General features: G+C 64.5%; 13 protein-coding genes and 1 other RNA gene. 5 read left to right on the forward strand and 9 right to left on the reverse strand.

Translation table 11 applies throughout. The features are described from left to right. Nucleotides 1-104: 104 nt before the first annotated feature. The 4 genes from AC1KVG_RS03840 to xerD form a co-directional block, all read right to left on the reverse strand. Entirely contained in the window at nt 105-3968 is a 3864-nt protein-coding gene (locus AC1KVG_RS03840; protein WP_481093550.1) for a YadA family autotransporter adhesin, read from the reverse strand. Nucleotides 3969-4828: 860 nt separating this feature from the next. Continuing rightward, nucleotides 4829-8881 (reverse strand): phosphoribosylformylglycinamidine synthase, encoded by a 4053-nt coding sequence (gene purL, locus AC1KVG_RS03845; protein ID WP_481093551.1) that lies wholly within the window; start codon nt 8879-8881, stop codon nt 4829-4831. 218 nt (nt 8882-9099) lie between these two features. After that, complete coding sequence (locus AC1KVG_RS03850; protein WP_006448516.1) at nt 9100-9897, reverse strand: DsbC family protein; 798 nt, start codon at nt 9895-9897, stop codon at nt 9100-9102. 204 nt (nt 9898-10101) lie between these two features. Then, nucleotides 10102-11073, reverse strand: coding sequence for a site-specific tyrosine recombinase XerD (gene xerD, locus AC1KVG_RS03855; protein ID WP_481093552.1), 972 nt, complete (start codon nt 11071-11073; stop codon nt 10102-10104). Between the two features lie 258 nt (nt 11074-11331). Between xerD and AC1KVG_RS03860 the strand changes: the two genes are divergently transcribed. Then, the gene (locus AC1KVG_RS03860) at nt 11332-11799 is read left to right on the forward strand and encodes an RDD family protein (protein WP_481093553.1); all 468 of its coding nucleotides are present in this window, start codon (nt 11332-11334) and stop codon (nt 11797-11799) included. 65 nt (nt 11800-11864) lie between these two features. Here AC1KVG_RS03860 and AC1KVG_RS03865 read toward each other — a convergent pair. The 3 genes from AC1KVG_RS03865 to lptF all read right to left on the reverse strand — a co-directional run bounded on the left by AC1KVG_RS03865 (nt 11865) and on the right by lptF (nt 14186). After that, nucleotides 11865-11940, reverse strand: a non-coding RNA gene (locus tag AC1KVG_RS03865) — sX9 sRNA. Between the two features lie 60 nt (nt 11941-12000). Continuing rightward, nucleotides 12001-13107: an LPS export ABC transporter permease LptG gene (lptG, locus tag AC1KVG_RS03870; RefSeq protein WP_006448520.1), complete on the reverse strand. Its 1107-nt coding sequence runs from the start codon at nt 13105-13107 to the stop codon at nt 12001-12003. Further along, nucleotides 13104-14186: an LPS export ABC transporter permease LptF gene (gene lptF / locus AC1KVG_RS03875; RefSeq protein WP_006448521.1), complete on the reverse strand. Its 1083-nt coding sequence runs from the start codon at nt 14184-14186 to the stop codon at nt 13104-13106. Before lptF ends, lptG begins: the two co-directional genes overlap by 4 nt. A 107-nt stretch (nt 14187-14293) precedes the next feature. Between lptF and AC1KVG_RS03880 the strand changes: the two genes are divergently transcribed. The 4 genes from AC1KVG_RS03880 to AC1KVG_RS03895 all read left to right on the forward strand — a co-directional run bounded on the left by AC1KVG_RS03880 (nt 14294) and on the right by AC1KVG_RS03895 (nt 19793). Then, nucleotides 14294-15766, forward strand: a complete 1473-nt coding sequence (locus AC1KVG_RS03880; RefSeq protein ID WP_481093554.1) for a leucyl aminopeptidase — start codon at nt 14294-14296, stop codon at nt 15764-15766. Beyond that, the gene (locus tag AC1KVG_RS03885) at nt 15766-16131 is read left to right on the forward strand and encodes a hypothetical protein (RefSeq protein ID WP_481093555.1); all 366 of its coding nucleotides are present in this window, start codon (nt 15766-15768) and stop codon (nt 16129-16131) included. Before AC1KVG_RS03880 ends, AC1KVG_RS03885 begins: the two co-directional genes overlap by 1 nt. 7 nt (nt 16132-16138) lie before the next feature. Further along, nucleotides 16139-16564, forward strand: coding sequence for a DNA polymerase III subunit chi (locus tag AC1KVG_RS03890; RefSeq protein WP_481093556.1), 426 nt, complete (start codon nt 16139-16141; stop codon nt 16562-16564). Between the two features lie 208 nt (nt 16565-16772). Further along, nucleotides 16773-19793 (forward strand): valine--tRNA ligase, encoded by a 3021-nt coding sequence (locus AC1KVG_RS03895; RefSeq protein ID WP_481093557.1) that lies wholly within the window; start codon nt 16773-16775, stop codon nt 19791-19793. A 1063-nt stretch (nt 19794-20856) separates the two neighbouring features. Here the strand turns inward: AC1KVG_RS03895 and AC1KVG_RS03900 are convergent. Then, nucleotides 20857-21999: a pectate lyase family protein gene (locus AC1KVG_RS03900; protein ID WP_481093558.1), complete on the reverse strand. Its 1143-nt coding sequence runs from the start codon at nt 21997-21999 to the stop codon at nt 20857-20859. 251 nt (nt 22000-22250) lie between these two features. After that, on the reverse strand, nt 22251-23384 hold the full coding sequence (locus AC1KVG_RS03905; RefSeq protein WP_481093559.1) for a pectate lyase family protein: 1134 nt from the start codon (nt 23382-23384) through the stop codon (nt 22251-22253). Between the last annotated feature and the right edge of the window lie 198 nt (nt 23385-23582).

A 23582-nucleotide genomic window follows, 5' to 3' on the forward strand; every position in this document is an offset into this window, starting at 1 on the left:
TTATGAATCACGATGAAGTCCTCTTCAAGATGAAATGCGACAACGAATGAGTGAGCACGCAGTTGCCGCACACGCAGCAGCTGCGAGATGCAATGCAATGCGCGTTACCAGCCGAAACCGGCACCCACGCCGATCGAGCTGTCGTCGCCACTGAGTGCGCCGCCAACCGTCACCGTGGCGCGCGGGCTGATCGCACGCTGATACCCCACCGACAGCGCCGATTCGCCGTTCTGAAAACCGACGCCGGCACCGACACGGTTCTGCGAGGCGATACCGGCCACGCTGGCGGACATGTTCAACATCGCCGAGCTCATCGCGCCCTGACGATCCAGGCGACGGTTCTGCCGACGCAGGCGGTCTTCGATATCGCCCTGATAGGTCTCGAAGCTGTCGGCCATCGCGCTATAGCGGCTGTCGGTGTAGCTGTTGGCAGCGGCAACGCCGTTGTCCAGCTGCCCCTTGTTGACCGCATCGGTGGCACGCGTGCCGGCCGCCACGTTGGCCACCTGACGCTCACCGCTAACGCTGCCCACCGACACCGTGTTGGCACGATCGGCGACCGAGCCCTGGCCGAGTGCAACCGCACCCTGCGCACTGGCACGTGCGCCCTGGCCAATCGCCGTGCCCGATGCCGCACTGACCTGCGCGCCTTCGCCCATTGCCACCGCATTGGTCGCCACCGCCGCAATCTGCGTGTTGGCGCCCACCGCCGTGCTGCCATCGGCATTGACGCGTGCATTGCTGCCGATGGCGGTGTCGTTGGGGCCATGCGCATACGCGCTACCACCGATTGCAGTACCGGTCACGTGGTTGGCCACTGCCGCCGTGCCAACAGCGGTGGACGTTGCGGCCGGCGTGATGCTGCCGACCACTGCTGCGGTCGGCGTGCCTTGTACGCCATCGCTTGCGGCAGGCCCGCTTGCCGTTGCAGTCGCTGAAGACAGCGCGCTGTCGGTTGTCACGTCGGCAGCCATCAGCGTCGACTGCACGCCATCGTCTGTCGCCGCATCTGCAAGACTGCTGGCGGCTGCCGGGGTTTGCGCAACTGGTGCAACCGTCGTCGCCGTTGCTGTCGCCCGTGCGACGCGCGCAGCGGAGGAACGTGCCGCAACGCCCGTTGACGCCGTCGCGTTACGCGCATCCAGCTCGCTGACCTTGCTGTCCAACGCCGTCAATGCCGCACCGACGTTGCTGTAACTGCTGCCCTGGATCACATAGGTCGGCGCAACGAACACGCCTTGCGCACCGATCGCCGCACCGCCACCAAGGAAGCTGGCGGCGTTACTTAAGGCACCGAACAACTGCCCACCGTTGATCGCATCGCTGCTGCCGGTGGCGATTGCACCAGCACCCACATTGACGATGCGACGCGTGGCCGGACCACCGCGGCCATTGCCGTTACCCACCGACACCACGTTGGCCTCGTAGGTGCGCGAGCCGGCGCCCAAGGCCACCGAATCGGCACCGCTGGCACCGGCATTGGCACCGAGTGCGACCGCGTTGCTGCCGCTTTGCCGGGTAAAGGCGTTGTAGCCCATCGCCACACTGTTGTTGCCCAGCGCCGTCGATTGCACGCCCAAGGCCATTGCGGCACTGCCCGTATCGCCGATGAACACGCCCACGCTGGCATCGCGCCCGATCGCAATCGCATCGGGCGCCTCGGCCCTGGCATTGGTTCCCAACGCGATATTGTCGCCAGAGAAGATCGACGTGGTGGCACCGCTGCCGATCGCGATACTTCTGCTGGAGACGGCACGCGCGTCGTAGCCGACTGCAATCGCCTCGGCGCCCTCGGAAGACGACAGCGTTCCCAACGACACGGTGCGCGGCGCAAACGAGGCAGCGCTATGGCCGATCGCCACCGCGTCGGTATTGGTGTCGTTGGAGAAGACGTTGGCGTTGTAGCCCAGCGCGATGGCGTAATCGCCGTCGCTGCGCGCACCTGCGCCGATGGCAACGCCACCGACGCCGAGGGCGCCTGCAGGCCGCAAGTTGGAGCTGATCAGCGACATGCCGCCGACAGTCACACTGCGCTCGCCGGCGGCAACCGCCAGGCTGCCCACGGCCACGCTGCTCTCGCCGATGCTGGAGGCATTGAAGCCTACCGCGGTGGTCAGACTCGCATTGGCCAGCGCACCGAAACCGAAGGCCGACGCCGCCGAACCGCGCGCTGTCGAGAACGCGCCCACAGCGGTGGCAACATCGTCCTGCGCTCGTGCGCTGAACCCCGCCGCCATCGACTGCTCGCCACTGGCCGCGGCCCCCGTGCCGACCGCAGTAGCGAAGGTACGCGCGGCAACCGCCCCGCTCCCCAGCGCCACGGCACCGCGCGCCTGTGCCAGGGTGGCCTGTTCCTGCGCGCCCACGATTGAGCCAGAGGCGTCGAACACCGGCACAGAGGCAACACCGCCCACCGCCACCGCCGATGCATCGGCCGCGCTGGCGTTGTGCCCGACAGCGACCGTATCGCGCCCCAGCGCCAGACTGCCCGAGCCCAGCGCATTGGCGCCATCGCCGATCGCGTTGCTTGCGCTCCCCAACGCGATCGCATTCAGGCCGTCCACGTAGGCAGCGGTTTCATCCCCGTCGGTTTTGCCAATCGCCAGCGTGCTGTCGAGACGATCGGCGACAGCACGCACGCTGTCGAGCTGGGCGAGATTGACCGCATCGTTGGCTTCGGTGCCTGCAGCAACGCTGGTGATCTGACGCGTCAGCCCCGCCTGCACATCGCCAACCGAGACCGTGTTGCTGCGGTATGCGTAGGAACGCGCACCCAACGCCACGGCGCTGGATGCCGAGCGATTCCAGGCATCGTCGACAAAATCGCCTACGCGCGCGCCATAGCCGATTGCCACCGCATCGATGCCATTGGTTTCGGAATCTGCACCAATCGCCGTATTGTTGCCGTTGAACCACGAGGTACCGGCACGCGCGCCTAACGCGATACTGTTTTCAGTGTAGGCGGTGCTGTCGTGACCGATCGAGATGCCACCATCGCCCATCGCCAATGAGAAGCCACCCAGCGACACCGTGCGTGGCGCAAACGAACCGGCGCTGTGCCCGATCGCCACCGAATCGGTGTTGCCTGGCTGATTGGGGAAGATGTTGGAATCGTAGCCAATGGCAATCGCATAATCGGACTGGCTCTGCGCCCCTGCGCCCAGCGCGATGCCGCCTGTTCCGGTGGCGGCGGTGATCGAACCGAAGTTACTGATGCCACCGACCACCACGCTCTGCACGCCACTAGCCAATGCGGTGTCGCCGACCGCGATACTGCTGCTACCTTCGCTGCGCGCTCTATAACCGAAAGCGGTGGACGCATCTCCACTGGCACGCGACAAATAGCCGCCTGCACTGGAGAGGAATCCACTGGCCGTGGACAAACCGCCGATCGCAGTGGCCCCATCGTCGAACGTCTGCGCGCGGTACCCCAGTGCCGTGCTCTGCACACCGTCAGCACCAGCACCACTGCCCAACGCCGTGGAAAACGGATCGCTGGCCAGTGCACCACCACCGATGGCGGTAGAGCCCACACCGGATGCCTGCGCGGCTTGTTCGCGTTGCCCGATGACAAAACCGGACGCGTCGTAATCGTAGACCGTTGCAACGCCGCCAATGGCGGTAGCCGATTCTCCTGCAGCCGAGGCGTTATGCCCGATCGCCGTCGCATCGCGCTCCAGTGCCAGGCTTCCGCCGCCGAGTGCGCTGGTTCCATCGCCCAGGGCATTGCTTGCGTTGCCCAGCGCCAGGGCGTCCTGACCCTCTGCGAACGCCGGCACATCCGTCTCGGCGTTCGGTATGGCCGAGGTCTGCGTGGTCGCGGCTGCGGGATCTGCGTTACCGGCCGCTGTTGCAGTCCCGGTGTCGCAATGCTGCTGACCGTTGGCCACCGTGCAGCGCGTGATCGCGGTCGCTTGCGGGGATGCGGCCTCGGCAACTCCGGCCATGCCGACGAGTACCAGCATCATCGCCGCCGCCAGCCCACCGCTCGCGTGCAGATGCACTCGACTGAAGGGTGGGTTTATCAAATCGCAGACACGTCGCGCCGTTCGGCGATGAGCACACTGCTCACCACCGGCATTCAATTGAATTCGCTTCATTAACGCCTTACTCCCCATTGGCCTGGTATGTAGAAACCGACCACTGCACGACTGCGTCGCACGGTCCCCCTGAGGTTTATCGAAAACGCACTCGCTTACCTTCTACATCGGGAAAATCCCGCGCAAAAGAATCAGCGATAAAGACGTGAATTTGCAGCGGAAACCGTGCGAATCAGAGATTCATAACGTTGGATGAATTTATTGAAAAACCAAAAGTTCAGATGAGATTAACGTCACACAAGCGACATCATCGAACGCACCAACTAAATACCTAGTATTTTTTATAGTTACTTAAAGTAAACCACGTATCGACATTCAAAAAATGTAGCAGCGACGCACCCGACTGCGATGCGATCACGCGCGGCTGCAGCTGCACTGATCGGGAGTTATCAATCGAAGGTCATGCCTCAGCTGCAACGCCCGCCGGACATGCGCAGTCCCGATGCACGGGCGCTCGATGGAATTAGGAAACCTTGCATGCGCCTGCCGCAGACAAGCCGGCTTGCATCGCTTGAAAGCGGGTCTGACCATGCGCGGCTGGACCGGCGTTCGATGCGCTCTTCTGGACGACGCGCATCGCGGGCAGGATCAAGCGACCCGCGAAAACCGCGTGCAGATGCATGCACGCAGCAGCCGAAACGACGACGGCCGTGTGCATCGCTGCACACGGCCGTCGAATGAAGCGGTTGCTTCGGGCGCTCTAACTCACACCGCAGAGCTGCACAGCATCAACCACACCACACGCGCGCATTGCGGAACATCCGCAGCCACGGCGAGTCCTCGCCCCAGTCGGCCGGGTGCCAACTCAGGTTTGCCGTGCGCGGGCTGCGCTCGGGGTGCGGCATCAGGATGGTGGCGCGGCCGTCGGTGCTGGTCAGGCCAGTGATGCCGTCCGGCGAACCGTTCGGATTGAGCGGGTACTGCGACGCCACTGCGCCGTCGCCATCGATGAAACGCAGGGCCACACGCACGGCCGCCTGATCCACCACGGTGTCGAACTCGGCGCGGCCTTCGCCATGCGCCACCGCCACCGGAATCCGCGAGCCAGCCATGCCGCGCAGGAACAGCGACGGCGATTCCACCACTTCCAACAACGCGGTGCGCGCTTCGAACTGCTCACTACGATTGCGCAGAAAGCGCGGCCAATGCTCGGCACCGGGAATGATGTCCTTGAGCTGGCTGAGCATCTGGCAGCCGTTGCACACGCCCAGCGCGAAGGTATCGCTGCGCGCGAAGAAGTCGGCAAACGCATCGCGCAAGGCCGAACGCTCCAGGATCGAGGTGGCCCAGCCACGGCCGGCACCCAGCACGTCGCCGTAGCTGAAACCGCCGCAGGCCGCGAAACCGGAGAACTGCGCCAGATCCACACGGCCTTCGATCAGGTCGCTCATATGCACGTCGAACGCACGGAAACCGGCGCGCTCGAAGTTGTAGGCCATCTCGATCTGCCCGTTGACGCCCTGCTCGCGCAGGATCGCCACCTTGGGCCGCGCACCGGTCGCCACGAATGGCGCGGCCACGTCTTCAGACGGATCGAACACCAGCTTCGGACGCAATCCCGGTGCCTTGAAGTCGCGTGCCAGCGCGCGCTCTTCGTCGGCGCTGTCCGGGTTGTCGCGCAGTTTCTGCATGGCGTGCGTCACCGACCACCAGGCATCGAACAATTCTTCCCAACGCCACTCAGCCAGCACCCGGCCCTGTCCGCTCACGCGGATGCGCGGCGCACCGGTGGGGCGTGCAATGCGCTGCGCGCATTCGGTCAAGGCATGCCGCTCCACCAGATCGGCGAACGCGGCGCGATCCTCGCTGGCGATCTGCACCACCGCGCCCAGTTCTTCGTTGAACAGACTGCGGAACGCATCGTCGCCCCACGCATCGAGCGTGATATCCAGACCCTGCCGCGAGGCGAACGCCATTTCGCACAGCGCCGCAAACGCACCGCCATCGCTGCGGTCGTGATACGCCAGCAACAAGCCGCTCTCGCGCGCCGCACGGATCAGTTCGAAGAAACTCCGCAGCCGCTGCGGATCGTCCAGATCCGGCACTTCGCCACCGAAGGCCGGCAACGCCGCATCATCGGCATATACCTGCGCCAACACCGACCCGCCCAGGCGCTGCTTGCCGCCACCCAACCCGATCAACCACAGCTCGCTCTCTTCGTCGCTGCGCAACAACGGCGTCAGTTGCGTGCGCACATCGCCCACCGGTGCGAACGCACTGATGATCAGCGAGACAGGTGAAACGCTCTTGTGCGTGACGGGATTGGAGATTGGGGATTGGGGATTGGCAACAGCGGAAGGCTCTGACGTTTGGCCAATCCCGAATGCCGAATCACCAATCCCGGCTCCTTGCCACTGCGCCTGCATCGACAGCGAGTCCTTGCCCACCGGCACGCTCAATTCGAGTGCCGGGCACAGTTCCATGCCGATCGCACGCACCGCGTCGTACAACAAGGCGTCTTCGCCGGCGTGACCGGCGGCGGCCATCCAGTTGGCCGAGAGCTTGATGCTGTCCAGCGTCTGCACCGGTGCGGCGCACAGGTTGGTGATCGCCTCGCCCACCGCCATGCGCGCCGACGCCGCAGCGTTCAACAACGCCAGCGGGGTGCGCTCGCCGATCGACATCGCTTCGCCGGCAAACGTCTCGAATCCAGCCATCGTGATCGCGCAATCGGCCAGCGGCAGCTGCCACGGCCCGATCATCTGCTCGCGCGCGGTCAAGCCGCCCACGCTGCGATCGCCGATGGTGACCAGAAAGCTCTTGGACGCGACCGTGGGATGGGCCAGCACGCGCAAACCGGCCTGCTGCAGGTCCAACGTGGCGGTCTGCAGCACCGGCCACTGCGGCGCGGCCGGATGCACCGCATCGCGATGCATCTTCGGCGCCTTGCCGAACAGCACGTCCATCGGCAAATCGATCGGGAGCCGGGATTGGGAATTCGGGATTGGGGATTGGTTGAAAGCAACGGCGGACCCGGCAACTGACGAATCGCTTTTGCGAATCGCCAATCCCGAATCACCAATCCCGTCCCCAAACACGCCATACCCAACCACCAGCCGCTCCTCGGACGTGGCCACGCCCACTGCCGCAAACGGGCAGCGTTCGCGGGCGCAGATCGCGGCGAACTCGTCCAGGCGCGCCTGCGGCACACCCAGCACATAGCGTTCCTGCGATTCGTTGCACCACAGTTCCAGCGGCGACAACGAGGGGTCGTCGCTGAGCACGCGGCCCAGGTCGATGACGCCGCCCACGCCGGAGTCGTGCAGCAACTCGGGGATGGCGTTGGACAGGCCGCCCGCGCCCACGTCGTGGAACCAGCGGATCGGGTTGTCCGTGCCCAGCGCCACGCAGCGGTCGATGACCTCCTGGCAGCGGCGCTCCATCTCCGGGTTTTCGCGCTGCACACTGGCGAAATCCAGAGCCTCGGCACTGTCGCCGGCCGCCACCGAACTGGCAGCGCCGCCGCCCAGGCCGATCAGCATCGCCGGCCCGCCGAGCACGATCACCGCATCGCCTGGCTGCAGGCGCAGCTTCTCGACCTGATTGCGGTCGATCGCGCCCAGGCCGCCGGCCAGCATGATCGGCTTGTCGTAGGCGCGGGTCAGACCCTCGCCTTCGGCGAGCTCGAAACTGCGGAAATAGCCGAGCAGATTCGGCCGGCCGAATTCGTTGTTGAACGCAGCGCCGCCGAGCGGGCCCTCGAGCATGATGTCCAGCGCCGGGGCCATGCGCGGGTTCAGCGCGCGCGGCGCCTCCCACGGCTGCGGCAGGGTCGGGATGCGCAGATGCGACACCGTAAAGCCGGTCAGACCGGCCTTGGGCTTGCCGCCGCGGCCGGTGGCGCCTTCGTCGCGGATCTCGCCGCCCGCACCGGTCGCCGCGCCAGGAAACGGCGCGATTGCGGTTGGGTGGTTATGCGTTTCCACCTTGATCGCAAATGCCGACGGCACTACCGCTTCGCTGCGGTATTCGCCGCTGGCCGGATCCGGGCGGTAACGCGCGGCCGGCACGCCTTCCACCACCGCGGCGTTGTCGCTATAGGCCGACAAGGTGTGCTGCGGGGTCTGCTGGTGGGTGTGCTTGATCATGCGGAACAGCGAGCGTTCCTGCGGCTTGCCGTCGATGCTCCAGCTGGCGTTGAAGATCTTGTGCCGGCAATGCTCGGAGTTGGCCTGGGCGAACATCATCAGCTCGACGTCGGTCGGGTCGCGGCCCAGCGCAGCGAAGCGTTCGCGCAGGTAGTCGATCTCGTCCTGCGCCAGGGCCAGGCCCAGCGCGCGGTTGGCCTGCTCCAGCGCATCCAGCGCCACGTGCTGCAACTGGCCACGATCCGGCTCGTTGAACAGCGCCTCGGCAGCGGCCGCCGAACCGAGCAGCGATTGGGTCATCGGGTCGTGCAGCAGCTTGGCCACGGCGGCCTGGTCGGCGTCGTTGTCCGGCCAGCCGGCCAGATCGATGCGGGTACCGCGCTCCACACGCTGGATCGGCTGCCCGGCCCCGCGCACCAGTTCGGTGGCCTTGCTCGACCACGGCGATAGCGTGCCCAGACGCGGCACCACATAGCGCGAGGAGGCGTCTTCGGCGCGCGGCGCGGGCGCCGCTTCGGCCTGCAGGATCCGCTGCAAGGTGGCCTGGTCGGGCGCTTGCCCGGCCTCGACGCGGATGAAGTACACGTGCCAGGCGCCAGTGATGCGCAGCGCGGGGACGAGGGTTTGCAGGCGGGTTTCGAGCCGAGCGCGGCGGAACGGCGAAAGGGCGGAAGCGCCCTCGAGGACCATCATGTCCGGGGAACCGTGTCAGAAACGGGGCTGCAGATTGTAACGGAGGTTGAGGGGCTCAGCGCCCGGCCGAGCGTGGGCCGGCTGGCGATCGGCTGGGTAACACCCGCCCTGCAACGCAAAAGGCAGGAATGCGTGCGCATCCCGGCCTTTCTGGCAATCACGCTGGCGGTCGAAGCCACCAGCGCCGAAGCGGCATCACAACGCCGCTTGCAGAGACATCAGCGGCTTCCGCCCGCCGTGGTGACGGCGCGCTTTTCCAGCGCCTCACGCAGCTGCGCCGGCGGCAGGTAGCCACCGAGCTGGGTGCCGTCCGGCGCAAAGATCGCCGGGGTGCCGTTGACGCCCAGGCGCTGGCCCAGCGTGTACTCCATCGACACCGGGTTCTTGCAGTCCTTGGAACTCACCGACTGACCGGACTTGGCGTTGGTCAGCGCCTGCTTGCGGTCGGCCGAGCACCACACCGCCACCATGTCCTTGTAGTCCTGGCTGCCCAGGCCCATGCGCGGGAAAGCGACGTATTCCACCGCGATGCCCTGCTTGTTCAGCTCGGCGATCTCGCTGTGCAGCTTGCGGCAGTAGCCGCACTCCACGTCGGTGAACACAGTGACCGCGTACTTCGGATTCGCCGGCGCAAACACAATGCGGTCGGCCTTGGGGATGGTTTCCAGCTGCTTACGGCGATAGGCCAGCAGACCGGCGCTGGCGGCAAACTGCTTGTTCTGGATATCGAACGGCTGCGCCTGCATCAGGTAACGGCCGTCGTCGCTGACGTACAGCACCTGCCCGCCCACCACCACTTCGCGGAAACCGGGGAACGGCGCGGCACCGATGTAATCGGGCTTGAAGTCCGGGTCCAGCGCCTTGAGCGCCGTGCTCACACGCTGATCCACATTGCCGGTGGCGGCAGGCGCGGCGGCTGGCTTGGCGCCGGCATTGCTTGCCGCAGGCTGCGACGATTGTGCGCAGGCGGTAAGACTGATCGCGCCCAGCAGCGCGGCGATGGCAAGACGATACATTCACGCATCCAGTGGAATGGGGTACCCAGATTCTCGCACAGCGCAGATGAAGCAAGGCAACGCCCGGCTCAGTTTATTGGCCACCCGAACGGCCGGTTCGTTGCGGGGATCGGCGCGCGGGTCGTGGCGATTGCGCATTGACCGGCTCGCTGGCAGCCCCTTACCTGGCGAGATGCATCACCACCGGCCTGCTGCAGTACCCGTTCACCCGCGAGGATGATGCTTGGCGTGCAACTTTTGCAGATGCTGGCGCGCCACCAGCGTGTAGATCTGGGTGGTCGACAACGAGCTATGGCCGAGCAGCATCTGCAGCGCGCGCAGGTCTGCGCCGTGGTTGAGCAGATGAGTGGCGAAGCTGTGGCGCAACCCGTGCGGGCTAACCGTGTCCGGGTCGATCCCGGCCACCGCCGCATAACGTTTGACCAGCGCCCAGAACTGCTGGCGGCTGGGCGGCTGACGTGCGGCGTCGATGAACAGCGGCACCTGCCCATCCACCGGCGGCACCGGCTTGTGGCTGGCCAGCACTGGGCGCGCTTCATGCAGATAGCGCTCCAGCCAATGCTGGGATTCCTCGCCCAGCGGCACCAGCCGATCCTTGCTGCCCTTGCCGGTCACCCGCAGTACGCCTTGTCGCAGATTGACCCCCACCGCCGGCAGGTTGACCAGCTCGCTGACGCGCAGGCCGGCGGCATACATCAGCTCCAGCATGGCACGATCGCGCAGGCCCAGCGGGCTGTCGATGTCGGGAGCGGCCAGCAGTGCTTCGATCTGACTTTCGGTCAGCGCCTTGGGCAAGCTGCGCGGCAAGTGGGGCGGATCGATCAGCGCGGTCGGGTCGTCGCTGCGCAGGCCCTCGCGCAGACACAGCCCGTAAAACGCCCGCAGCGTCGACAACAACCGCGCCGTGCTGCGTGGCGAATAGCGCGCCTCGGAGCGCCAGCGTAGATAGTCGAACACCGCAGCCCGATCGACGCCCAGCAGCCCACCGCCGGCCCCGTCGCGCCAACGCGCCAGCCCTTCCAGATCGCGCCGATAGCTGTCCAGGGTCTGCCGCGCCACGCCGTTCTCGGCCCAGAAACGATCCAGGAAGCGCTCGATGGCAGCAGCATCGGCTGCCTGCAGGGGCGGCAGCTGTTGGGCGAGTTGGCGACGTTCGGCAGGACTGCTGGCAGACATCGCAACAGCATAGAGCCTGTCGCGTGGGTTGCGATGTGCTGCGTTGGCGGTGATGAAGTGTTGGCAGCGCGCTCCTCGGCGCAACGAGCCGCCGTTGCTGCACGCCCACACTTTGCGCAGTCGCTTTGCCGGCCGCCAGCAACACCTTCGGACGACCGCTTGATGAAGTTCACCGGCCACTTGGTCGCTCCTATTCCTCAGCATGGCGCTGCCGCAACGCGGCGTTGCTCGATCGCCCGTGCCGGCTATGCTCGCGGCATGACCTCGATTCCCTCGCCTCGCACTGCACGCGTCCCTGCCTTGATCGGCTGGCGGCTGCTGGCCATGTGTTACGACGCCTGGCCGGTGCTGGCGCTATGGATGCTGATTTCCGCCGTTTTCACCCTGGGCTTCACGCTTGCCGGGCATCCCGCACGCGAAAACATCGCCCCTTTCAGCGGTTGGCAATGGTTGTTGTGGCTGTGCTGCTGGATCGCCGCCGGCATCTACGCCACGGTGAGCTGGCGGCGCGGCGGCCAGACCCTGGGCATGCGCCCATGGCGGCTGTCGCTGATCGGCCCGCAGGCCTCCTGGCGCGCGCTATGGATCCGCTATGCGGTGGGCACGTTGTCGCTAGCCCTGGGCGGACTCGGATTCTGGTGGGCGTGGGTGGATCGTGATGGACTGGCGTGGCACGACCGTGCAAGTGGCACGCGGTTGCAGAGGATTCCCAAACCCAAGAAATAAGCTCGATCACGCGAGCGCATGGCCGCCGCCACAAGCCACTGATGCAAGGCGGCGCGACCGAGAATCGCTGACACAACGTAGCGAGCGGTCGTCAGGTGGATGTTCAAGGCGCGGAGCAGGCGACGTGCATGCGTATTACATGCCGATCCCGAGCAACGGCCGCGCCACCTGGCATTGAGCGCTATCGTTTTGTTAGTCGCTCTAGCTACTGCGCCGCCGGAACAACCATGCCGACACCCCCAGCATCACCATCGGCGGCAGTGCATAGGCGATGCGGTAATCCAGCTTGAGCGCACCGGCCATGCGGCCGAAGAACAGTTGCAGCAGCCAGAAGCCCAGCGCGAACAGGATGCCCAGGAACAGCCGCTTGCCCAGACCGCCGCTACGCAGCGAACCGAACGAGAACGGAATCGCCGCCAGGCACAGCGCCAATACATTGAGCGGATAGAACCAGCGGCTCCAGTACTGATCTTCGTAGTCGCGCGCGTCCAGGCCATTGCGGCGGCGGTACTCGATGCTCTGTTCCAGATCGCGCGCGGACAGGTTGCGCGGCTTGGCCAGCCCGGCTGCCAGCGCCGCAGGGCTGAGCTGCGATTGCCACGGCAGCTCGGGGAAGGTTTCGCGCTGCACCGAGCGCTCCTGGAAGGTATCGCGGCGCACCTGGCGCAGCGTCCAGGCGCCATTGCGATTTTCTGCCAACGCCGCGTAGGTCAGCTGCTGCAGGCGGCCGCTGGCATCGAGGTGATACAGCCGCACATCGTGCAGATCCAGCGCGGTACCGCCGCCGTCGAGCAACTTCTCCTCGCCGCTCAGCGCATTGAGGAAGGTATCGCCTTCGCGCGCCCACAGGCCCGAATAGCGCGCCATTGCCATATCGCTGTTGTAGCGGGCGCTGGTCTTGAGCGTATCGGCCTGGTTCTGTGCCCACGGCCCCACCGTCTCGCCGCTGATCACCATGCCGGCGGTCAGCAACGCCATCGCAGCGACCACCGAGGCCGACATCCGCTTGCGCGACACGCCCAGCGCACGCAAGGCGGTCAGCTCGGAGGTGGCCGCCAACTGGCCCAGCCCCATCAAGGCACCGATCACCGCCGCGGTGGGGAACAGGGTGTAGGCCCGCCGCGGCACCGTGTACGCCACATAAGCGAACGCATGACCAAAGGTATAGCTCCCCTGGCCAATATTCTTGGCCTCGCTGGCAAACGCGTTGACCAGATCCAACCCCAGCAGCACGGCCCAGGTCAGCAGCACGGTGAACAGCACCGCGCGCCCGACGTACCAATCGTGTACCCGTGGCATCAGCCTCATGCGCGCACCCTCGGCCGACGCACGCGGCCATCGCGTGCATACGCCCAGATCGCCACTGCCAGCAGCGGCAGCGTCAGCCACCACAGACCGAGCGCGGCCGGTGTCTTGCCGTTGGCGATCCACTGGGTGCCGACGATCATCAGGTTGGTACCCACCATGTACGCCAGGAACGCCAGCATGATCCGGCCGTAGCGCTGCTGCCGCGGCGCACTGCGCGACAGCGGCAGGGTCAGCAGCGCGAACGCCAGTGCCAGCAGCGGCGGCGCCAGACGCTCATGCAGCTGCGCGCGCGCGGCCGGGCGCTCGTCCGACAGCAGCTGCGTGGTCCACATCACTTCCGGATCGTTGGCGTCGTGCACCTGGCTGCGGTCGGGCAAGGCCACGTCGTTGCTGGCGAACTTCATCAAGCGGTAGTCCAGGGTGTTGCCGGCGGCCGGGCCTTCGATGCGGTAACCGTCCTCCAGGCGCAGGTAGCGGTTGGCCTTGCCTTCGAAGAACATCGCGCCACGCTCGGCGGTGACCACATCGATGCGGTCGTCCTTCTGGCGCTGCATGAACACCTTGCCCAGGCCCTTGCCGTCGGCCGAGATCGTGGTCAGGTAGACCACCCCACCGCCGGACAGCGGAGTGAACTTGCCCGACTCCAGGCCGGCCATCAGCACGCTGCGGTTGGCGTCTTCCAGCATGGTCTCGGCGGTACGGCTGGCCCACGGGCCCAACCACAGCGAGCACAACCCAATCAGCACCACCACCGGCACCACCAGCATCAGGATCGGGCGCAACATGCGCCGCGGGCCGACGCCAATGGCGGTGATCACGGCCATTTCTGAATCGCGGTACAGCCTCGCCAGTGCCAACAGCAGGCCGAGCATGAGCGCCAGCGGCAGGATGATCGGCAGGTAGGCCACAAATTGCAGGCCCACCTGAGACAGCAACAAGCGAGCGGGGATGCGGCCGTCGGCGATATTGCCGAGGATATCCACCAGCACGCCGCCCACGCTGACGACCAACAGCACGATCAAAGTGGCCAGGAAGCTCTGGGTGAAATCGCTAAGCAGATATCGATCGAGCTTCGGCATAGGGTGGGCTTGTTTTAAACTCTCGGATTCGTTCGCGGCGGCGTCAGCCTAATCAGGCTGGCGTAAACAGTCCGCGATTGTACGGATTTGCCTACGGAATCTGATCAATGGCCCTGCAATTCACCCTGAACCAAGACGCGCCGGCAAGCGCCGCCGTCGACTGCATCGTGGTTGGCGTGTTCGCCGACAAGACCCTGTCGCCCGCTGCGCAGGCGCTGGACAGCGCCAGCCAGGGCCGTTTGACGGCGCTGGTGGCACGTGGCGATGTGGCTGCCAAGACCGGCAGCACCACCCTGCTGCACGACCTACCTGGCGTGGCCGCCCCGCGCGTACTGGTGGTCGGCCTCGGAGAGACCGGCAAGTTCGGCGTGGCGCCCTACCTCAAGGCGATCGGCGATGCGGCCCGTGCGCTGAAGACCGGCGCGGTCGGCACCGCCCTGCTGACCCTGACCGAATTGCCGGTCAAGGCGCGCGATGGCGCGTGGAATATCCGTCAGGCGATCATCGTCAGCGACCACGCCGCCTACCGCTACACCGCCACGCTGGGCAAGAAGAAGGTCGACGAGACCGGCCTGACCACGCTTGCGATCGCCGGCGACGACGCCCGCGCACTGGCGGTTGGCGTGGCCACCGCCGAGGGCGTGGAGTTCGCCCGCGAGCTGGGCAACCTGCCGCCGAACTACTGCACCCCGGCCTACCTGGCCGAGACCGCCGCCGCGTTCGCCGGCAAGTTTCCCGGCGCCGAAGCCGAGATTTTGGACGAAACACAGATGGAAGCGCTCGGCATGGGCTCGCTGCTGTCGGTGGCGCGCGGCTCGGCCAACCGCCCGCACCTGATCGTGCTGAAGTGGAACGGCGGCGGCGACGCGCGCCCGTATGTGCTGGTGGGCAAGGGCATCACTTTCGATACCGGCGGCGTCAACCTCAAGACGCAGGGCGGCATCGAGGAAATGAAGTACGACATGTGCGGCGGCGCCAACGTCATCGGCACGTTCGTGGCCACGGTCAAGGCCGAGCTGCCGATCAACCTGGTGGTGGTGGTGCCGGCGGTGGAAAACGCCATCGACGGCAACGCGTATCGCCCCTCCGATGTGATCACCAGCATGTCCGGCAAGACCATCGAGGTCGGCAACACCGACGCCGAAGGCCGCCTGATCCTGTGCGATGCGCTGACCTACGCCGAACGCTTCAACCCCGAGGCGCTGGTGGACGTGGCTACGCTGACCGGTGCTTGCATGGTGGCGCTGGGCCACCAGACCGCCGGCCTGATGAGCAAGCACGACGACCTGGCCAACGAACTGCTGGCCGCCGGCGAGCACGTGTTCGACCGCGCCTGGCGCCTGCCGCTGTGGGACGAATACCAGGGCCTGCTGGATTCCACCTTCGCCGACGTCTACAACATCGGCGGCCGCTGGGGCGGCGCGATCACTGCTGGCTGCTTCCTGTCGCGCTTCACCGAAAACCAGCGCTGGGCGCATCTGGACATCGCAGGCGTGGCCAGCGACGAAGGCAAGCGCGGCATGGCCACCGGCCGCCCGGTGGGGCTGCTGACGCAGTGGTTGCTCGACCGCGCAGCCTGATGTCGCCACGCGCTGCACTGGCCCTGATCGCCGGCTTCGTGCTGGTGGACGGGGCCGCCAGCGCGGTACCCGGCTGGTGGAACGGCGATGCCGCCGACCTGGTGCGGTTTGCGCTGCTGCTGGTGCTGATCTTCGTCTGGCTGGCGGCCGACAGCCGCCAGCACGGCTATCGCCGCCCGATGTGGCTCAACATCGGGATGGTGCTGGCCTGGCTGGTGTTCATCCTCATCTATCTGTATCGCTCGCGGCCTGCCGGCCGACGCCTGCGCGCCACAGGCGGGTTTCTGCTGGCGATACTGGCGTCCGGCCTGCTGTTCACGCTCGGCTGCGTCGTTGCCGAATCTGCTTTCCCTTCCGTTTCGTGATCCGACCATGCCCCGTGCCGACTTTTATCTGATCGCCAAACCGCGCTTCCTCAACGAACCGCTGCGGCTGGTCTGCGAGCTGGCGCGCAAGGCCTACGACGCCAATCTGTCCACGCTGATCCTGGTGCGCGATGCCGAACAGGCCGAAGCGCTGGACGACCTGCTGTGGGCGTTCGACGACGAGGCCTATATTCCGCACCAGATCGCCGGTACCGACGAAGAGGACGAACTCGCCCCGGTGCTGATCGCCGCCCCGGAGTTTGCCGCGCCCTCGCGCCCGCTGGTGATCAACCTGCGCGACGATCCCTATCTGGGCGCCTGCGACCGGGTGCTGGAAGTGGTGCCCGCCGATCCCGCCGCCCGCGAACCGCTGCGCGAACGCTGGAAGCAGTACAAGGCCCTGGGCCTGGAACTGACCAAGTACGACATGTGAGAGGGGCGGGGATTGGGGAGTTGGGATTGGGGATTCGCAGGAGCGCTTTTGCGCGCATCCACAAGTCCTTTCCAACGACGAATCCCAACAGCCAATCTCCGTTCCACAGCGCCACCGCTGAGGTTGATGCAATGGCTTGCCAGCGATCTCTGCCGGCCCCATGACTCAACAAATCCCGAATCCCGAATCAACGAATCCCAGCCCCTCTATGACCACCCTCGCCTCCAGCTACGACCCCTCTTCCTTCGAATCGCGCCTGTACGCACAGTGGGAGGCCGCCGGTTATTTCGTGCCGTCCGGCAAGGGGGAGCCGTATACGGTGTTGCTGCCGCCGCCGAACGTGACCGGTACGCTGCACATGGGCCATGCGTTCCAGCAGACGCTGATGGATGCCCTGGTGCGCTATCACCGCATGCGCGGCTTCGATACGTTGTGGCAGGTGGGCACCGACCACGCCGGCATCGCCACCGAGATGGTGGTGTCGCGCAATCTGGCGCTTGAAGGCAATGGCGAAACGCGCGACTCGCTCGGGCGCGAGGGCTTCATCGCCAAGGTGTGGGAATGGAAGGCCGAATCCGGCGACACCATCGAGCGCCAGATGCGTCGCCTGGGCACCTCCAGCGACTGGTCGCGCAGCACTTTCACCATGGACCCGCAACCCTCGGCCGCAGTCAATGAGGCGTTCGTGCGCTGGTACGAACAGGGCCTGATCTATCGCGGCCAGCGCCTGGTCAACTGGGACCCGGTACTGAAAACCGCCATCTCCGATCTGGAAGTGGAAAACGTCGAAGAAGACGGCTTTTTGTGGTCGATCCGCTATCCGCTAGCGGACGGCGTGACCTATGAGCACGTCGAGCACGATGCCGACGGCGTCGAGACGCTGCGCGAAACCCGCGATTATCTGGTGGTGGCCACCACGCGCCCGGAAACCATGCTGGGCGATACCGCCGTGATGGTGCACCCGGACGATGCGCGCTACGCCACGCTGCACAACGCCCGCATCGTGCTGCCGCTGACCGGCCGGCAAGTGCCGGTGATCACCGACGATTACGTCGACCGCGCCTTCGGCACCGGCGTGGTCAAGGTCACGCCTGCGCATGATTTCAACGATTATCAGGTTTGGGAGCGCCATAAGGACAAAGTGCATGGCGGCCTACCTCTATTTAGCATTTTCTCGCCTGACGCCAAGCTTGCCCCATTAGGACTTTTTTCGACCTCGGACGCGGCGCTTCTGACGAGAAATTCAGCTGCATCACTTATCCACGGCGTAATCGATCCCAAACACTCTATTTGGGAGGACGAAAGAGAAGGCCGTCTTGTACCCGCGCACTTGATTGGCCTGGATCGCTATGATGCCCGCAAGCAGGTGTTGTCAGAGCTAGAAGAGCTGGGCCTACTAGTCGAAACCAAGCCGCACAAACTGCAGGTGCCGCGCGGCGACCGTACCGGCCAGGTGATCGAGCCCTATCTCACCGACCAGTGGTTCGTAAAGATGGACGCGCTGGCCAAGCGTGGCCTGGAGCTGGTCGAAAGCGGCCAGATCAAATTCGTGCCGCCGAACTGGATCAACACCTATCGCCACTGGATGGAGAACATCCAGGATTGGTGCATCAGCCGTCAGTTGTGGTGGGGCCACCGCATTCCGGCGTGGTTCGACGATGCGGGGCGTTGCTACGTCGGGCATGACGAAGCCGACGTGCGCGCCACGCATGGCCTTAGAGAAGAGGTTGCCCTGCATCAGGACAGCGACGTGCTGGAAACCTGGTTTTCCTCGCAGCTGTGGCCGTTCTCCACATTGGGCTGGCCGGATGCGAACGCGATGGCCGAGCGCGGCTTCGAGCGCTATCTGCCGTCGTCGGTGCTGGTCACCGGTTTCGACATCATCTTCTTCTGGGTGGCGCGCATGATCATGGCCACCGACAGCTTCACCGGCCAGGTACCATTCCGCGATGTCTACATCACCGGCCTGATTCGCGATGCGCAAGGCCAGAAGATGTCCAAGTCCAAGGGCAACGTGCTCGATCCGCTCGACATCATCGACGGCATCAGCATCGAGGCCTTGGTCGCCAAGCGCACCACCGGCCTGATGAAGCCCAAGGATGCGCCCAAGATCGAAAAAGCCACGCGCAAGGAATTCCCGGACGGCATCATCGCGCACGGCGCCGACGCGCTGCGCTTCACCATCGCCGCACTCGCCACGCATGGCCGCGATATCAAGTTCGATCTGGGCCGCGCCGAAGGTTACAAAAACTTCTGCAACAAGCTGTGGAATGCCACGCGCTTCGTGCTGATGAACACCGAGGGCGCGCGTTTCAACGGCGTGCCGCAGCCGCGCACCGAAGCGGAGCAGTGGATCCTGGCGCGTCTGGACAAGGTCACCGCAGAAACCCACGCGCACTACGCCAACTACCGTTTCGATCTGCTCACGCAATCGCTGTACGAATTCGCCTGGAATGCGTTCTGCGATTGGTTCGTGGAACTGGCCAAGCCCGCACTCAACGGCGCGGTGCAGGACAGCACGCTGGCCGCTGCAGGCAGCACGCCGGAAGTGATTGAGCACGCAGAAGATGCCGCCAGCACGCGTCACACCCTGCTCTATGTGCTCGAAGCCTTGCTGCGTCTGTTGCACCCGCTCACACCGTTCGTCACCGAAGAACTGTGGCAGCAAGTCGCACCACGCCTGGGCATCACCGCCGCGACGATCTCGTTGCAGGCGTTCCCGCAGGCCGGCGATATCGACACCCACGGCTATGCCAGCGCGGAGGCCGATGTCGAATGGCTGAAGTCGATGGTGTCGGCGCTGCGCCGCGTGCGCAGCGAGTTGAACGTGCCGCCCTCCAAGCAGGTGCGCCTGCTGTTGCAGGCCGGCACGCAGGACGATCGCACCCGCGCTGCCCGCTTCGCCTCGCAGCTGTCGTTCTTGCTCAAGCTAGAAACGATCGACTGGCTGGACGCCGGCCAGGAGGCACCGCCATCAGCCGCCGCCATCGTCGGCGAGCTCACGCTGCTGGTGCCGCTGGAAGGCCTGGTCGACATGGATGCCGAACGCACGCGTCTGGACAAGGAAATCAGGCGTGTGGAAGGCGAAATCGGCAAGTGCAACGGCAAGCTCGGCAACGCCACGTTCGTGGAAAACGCACCGGCCGTGGTGGTCGAACAGGAACGCGCGCGCTTGAACGACTGGACCACGCAGTTGACCGGTCTGCGCGAGCAACGCGCCAAGATCTAGCGAAGTCGCTCAGCCGACTGCATCGCCACCAGGCGACCGCAGTCGGTATTCGAAGGGACAACCGATCAGTTGATCGATGGTCGAGCGCGCGGTGCCCTCGCCGCTCGCGGGACACGCCGCAAGTACGTCCATGTAGGCTCGGTGGCGGCATCCATGCCGCCACACGGTCCCGCAATCGGTGAGGACACCGCACCAGGAAGTTCGTAGATCGCTTCGTTGAAAGCCTGCCTGTTGTTCGTTCGCGTTGCGACGCTGGTCGGACTAACCGTCATTCGCGCCGTCATCCAAAAACGCGCGTCATGCACTGCTTGCAACCATGCACGCCGACCATCTCCACTGGTCCTTGTCCGCCCACCATCGCGGGACCTTACGCGGCATGGATGCCGCGTAAGAGCCTACACGGACGTACTTGCGGCGTGTCCCGCGACGGTGGGCGGGCAAGGGCCCTGCAGCCAAGCCGCAGATCAGCCGCTTTACAAGTGATCTATCCACACTGCTCAATCAGTCCAACAAAACCGAGATTCCGGTCGCGACGGCGTTATAAATGCAGTTGGAGCTCAGGTCGAAAGCTTGGTTAGTCGAGGGTACGGTGACCTCACCGCTCGCGGGACACGCCGTGAATCCATCCCTGGAGGCTCGGTGGCGGCATCCATGCCGCCACACGGTCCCGCAACCGGTAAGGCCACCGCACCAGAGAGTGAGTCGGTTGCTTTCTTAAAAGCTTGTTGATTGCTCGGCTTTTCGTTGAAAAGCAAACCGAAACCACGGTGATCGAACAACATGCATCGTGCATCGCTTGCACCATGCACACCAACCATCTCGATTGGTCCTTGCCCGCCCACCGGCGCGGGACCTTATGCGGCATGGATGCCGCATAAGAGCTTACAAGGACGTACTTGCAGCGTGTCCCGCGATGGTGGGCGGGCAAGGGCCCAGCGATGTCGCAGGACATCGACACATCAATGAGGACATCGCGCAAACGCACAACGCCCGCATCGCTGCGGGCGTTGTGGGAGCTCATGCAATGCTGAAGGTCATCGCAGCATTGCCTAGCGCAGACGCGTTACAGCTTGCCTGCGCCGGCCTTTGCCTTCACGTCTGCAGCCACCTTGTTCGCAGCCAGCAGGTTGTAGGTATACGGCGGCTTCCAGCCGATGTTGCTGTTCCACGAACAGGTCAACGCCTTGCCATTGATCAACGACCCCTGGTCGCGATACACGCTGCCCTTGTAATCGCCGGCAATCTTGTCGCAACTGCTCACACCGCTGATATCGAACGCATTGTTCTCCGAGAAGATCTTCGACTCCTTGCCCACGCCATGCGCATGCGAGAACGGATACACCTTATTGCCGGTGCTACCGACGTGGTAGTTGTTGTACAGATGCACCTGGCCGAAACGCACCCGCGGCGCGCGTGCCGAGATGTTCTCGAACAAGGTGTTGTGGATGGTCACCTTGAGTTTGCCGCTGTCGGTGCCGGAGGCGCTGTCGCTGGAGCCGATCAGGCTGTTCTTCTCGTGCGACTTGAACGCCGAGTACGAGATGGTGACGAAGTTGGCGCCCTTCTTGACGTCCATCGCACCATCGTGATGCTGCTTCGGGCGCCCGTTGGCGGTGCCGTTCTGATCGTCGGTGCGGCGACCATCGGTAAAGGTGACATGGTCCACCCACACGTTGGTGGCCGCTTCCACGGTCAGGCCATCGTATTCGGAATTCCAGTTGCCGTTGTCGCCGTCGTCGGCATCCCACTTCGGCTCCGGATCCCACGGATTTTCGATGGTGAGATTGCGCACAATGACGTCGTTGGCCTTGACGTAGAAATAGCCCTCGCGGATTTCCGCATTGGTGCCAACGCCAATCAGCGTGGTCTTGGTCGGGATGTCCAGGCGCGCACGGGTCTTCATGTCCGCAGTCTTGGTGTAGGCCTTGCCTTCGCTGATGTCGATGACACCCTTGACCTTGATGATGCGGCCATTGCTGCCGGCCTTGGCTTTCAACGCAGCCTTCAACTGCGCTGCCGTGCTGACGGTGTAGATGTCTGCAGCTGCGGCTTTGGAGCCGCCTTTGGTGCCGCCGTTCTGGGTCGCCCAGCCGGTGGTGGCCACTTCCAAGGAGGGATCTGCAGCGTGCGCTGCGGGGGACAACAACGCAGCGCCCAGAACGACGCCCACAACGGTACGACCAACGACTGTCGATGCTTTCGACATGGTGATGAATTCTCTTGAATGAGTAACGCGATGGCGCGCCGCATGAGACGACGCGCTCCCCGGTGCGATCGCCCAGGCCATCAAGGCCAGTCCCCTAGCTATCGCAACTCGATCCTAATGCTTATGAAAACTATTGAATAGTCTATTTTTGAAAATTATTTTTATGCTTGCGTGCACTTCGCATACATCGCACACACGCAAATGCAGCACCCGTTTTGCAGGCGCTGCATTCGATGTTGCGTTGGTACCGCTTACAGCTTTCCGGCGCCGGCCTTTGCCTTGACGTCTGCAGCGACCTTGTCGGCCGACAGCAGGTTGTAGGTGTACGGCGGCGTCCAACCGATGTTGGTATTCCACGTGCAGGTCAGCGCCTTGCCGTTGAGCAGCGAGCCCTGATCGCGGTACACGCTGCCGCCGTAATCGGCCGCGATCTTGTCGCAACCGCTCACACCGCTGATGTCGAACGCATTGCGCTCGGAGAAGATCTTCGATTCCTTGCCCACACCATGCGCGTGCGAGAACTTGTAGACCGGATGAGTAGTGCTGCCAACGTGGTAGTTGTTGTACAGATGCACCTGGCCGAAGCGCACCCGCGGCGCACGTGCGGAGATGTTTTCGAACAAGGTGTTATGGATGGTCACCTTGAGCTTGCCGCTGTCGGTACTGGAGGCGCTATCGCTGGAACCGATCAGATCGTTCTTCTCGTGCGACTTGAAGGCCGAGTAGGAAATCGTCACGAAGTTGGCGCCTTTCTTGACGTCCATCGCGCCATCGTGATGTTGCTTGGGGCGGCCATTGGCGGTGCCGTTCTGATCGTCGGTGCGGCGACCATCGGTGAAGGTGACATGGTCCACCCACACGTTGGTGGCACCTTCCACCGTCAAGCCGTCGTACTCGGCATTCCAGTTGCCGGCGCTGCCATCGTCCGGATCCCAGACCGGTTCCGGATCCCACGGATTTTCGATGGTGAGATTGCGAATGATGACGTCGTTGGCCTTGACATAGAAATAGCCCTCGCGAATTTCCGCGTTGCTGGTGATGCCGATCAGCGTGGTCTTGGTGGGCACGTCCAGACGCGCGCGCGCCTTCATATCCGAGGTCTTGGTGTAGGGCTTGCCTTCACTGACATCAATGATGCCGCTGATCTTGATGATGCGTCCGTTGCTGCCCACGCTGGCCTTCAGCGCGTTTTTCAACTCAGCGGCATTCTTGACCGTGTAGATGTTGGCAGCGGCCGCTTTGGAGCCGCCTTTGGTCCCACCGTTCTGTGTTGCCCAACCAGTGGTTGCAACTTCCAGTGCAGGATCGGCGCAGGCAACGCCAACGACCAGCAACGACCCGACAAACAGCGACGCGGCGGCCGCCGTTGAAAATTTCGGCTTCATCTTGATGTCTCCCTCGGATAGGTTCGATGCGCCGCGCGGCGGCACACCCCTCGTCTAACAGGCGCGGAACATACTTTTCATCTATGTAATGTTCAGTTCCGCGAAGCCGATACTAGGAGCATCGCAATCGCTTGTATCTAGCCGATGTATCGATGTGGATGCGCAGTCACGCAAACGGTTGCGAGACACCCAAGAGAA

The sequence above is a fragment of the Xanthomonas sp. NCPPB 3959 genome (assembly GCF_056675575.1).

Bases quoted from the DNA above. Each gene is read 5' to 3' on its own strand.
- AC1KVG_RS03900 (WP_481093558.1), bottom strand. From the start codon at position 21,999: ATGTCGAAAGCATCGACAGTCGTTGGTCGTACCGTTGTGGGCGTCGTT.
- lptG (WP_006448520.1), bottom strand. From the start codon at position 13,107: ATGAGGCTGATGCCACGGGTACACGATTGGTACGTCGGGCGCGCGGTG.
- AC1KVG_RS03880 (WP_481093554.1), top strand. From the start codon at position 14,294: ATGGCCCTGCAATTCACCCTGAACCAAGACGCGCCGGCAAGCGCCGCC.
- AC1KVG_RS03895 (WP_481093557.1), top strand. From the start codon at position 16,773: ATGACCACCCTCGCCTCCAGCTACGACCCCTCTTCCTTCGAATCGCGC.
- AC1KVG_RS03890 (WP_481093556.1), top strand. From the start codon at position 16,139: ATGCCCCGTGCCGACTTTTATCTGATCGCCAAACCGCGCTTCCTCAAC.
- AC1KVG_RS03905 (WP_481093559.1), bottom strand. From the start codon at position 23,384: ATGAAGCCGAAATTTTCAACGGCGGCCGCCGCGTCGCTGTTTGTCGGG.
- AC1KVG_RS03885 (WP_481093555.1), top strand. From the start codon at position 15,766: ATGTCGCCACGCGCTGCACTGGCCCTGATCGCCGGCTTCGTGCTGGTG.
- xerD (WP_481093552.1), bottom strand. From the start codon at position 11,073: ATGTCTGCCAGCAGTCCTGCCGAACGTCGCCAACTCGCCCAACAGCTG.
- purL (WP_481093551.1), bottom strand. From the start codon at position 8,881: ATGATGGTCCTCGAGGGCGCTTCCGCCCTTTCGCCGTTCCGCCGCGCT.
- AC1KVG_RS03860 (WP_481093553.1), top strand. From the start codon at position 11,332: ATGACCTCGATTCCCTCGCCTCGCACTGCACGCGTCCCTGCCTTGATC.
- lptF (WP_006448521.1), bottom strand. From the start codon at position 14,186: ATGCCGAAGCTCGATCGATATCTGCTTAGCGATTTCACCCAGAGCTTC.
- AC1KVG_RS03840 (WP_481093550.1), bottom strand. From the start codon at position 3,968: ATGATGCTGGTACTCGTCGGCATGGCCGGAGTTGCCGAGGCCGCATCC.
- AC1KVG_RS03850 (WP_006448516.1), bottom strand. From the start codon at position 9,897: ATGTATCGTCTTGCCATCGCCGCGCTGCTGGGCGCGATCAGTCTTACC.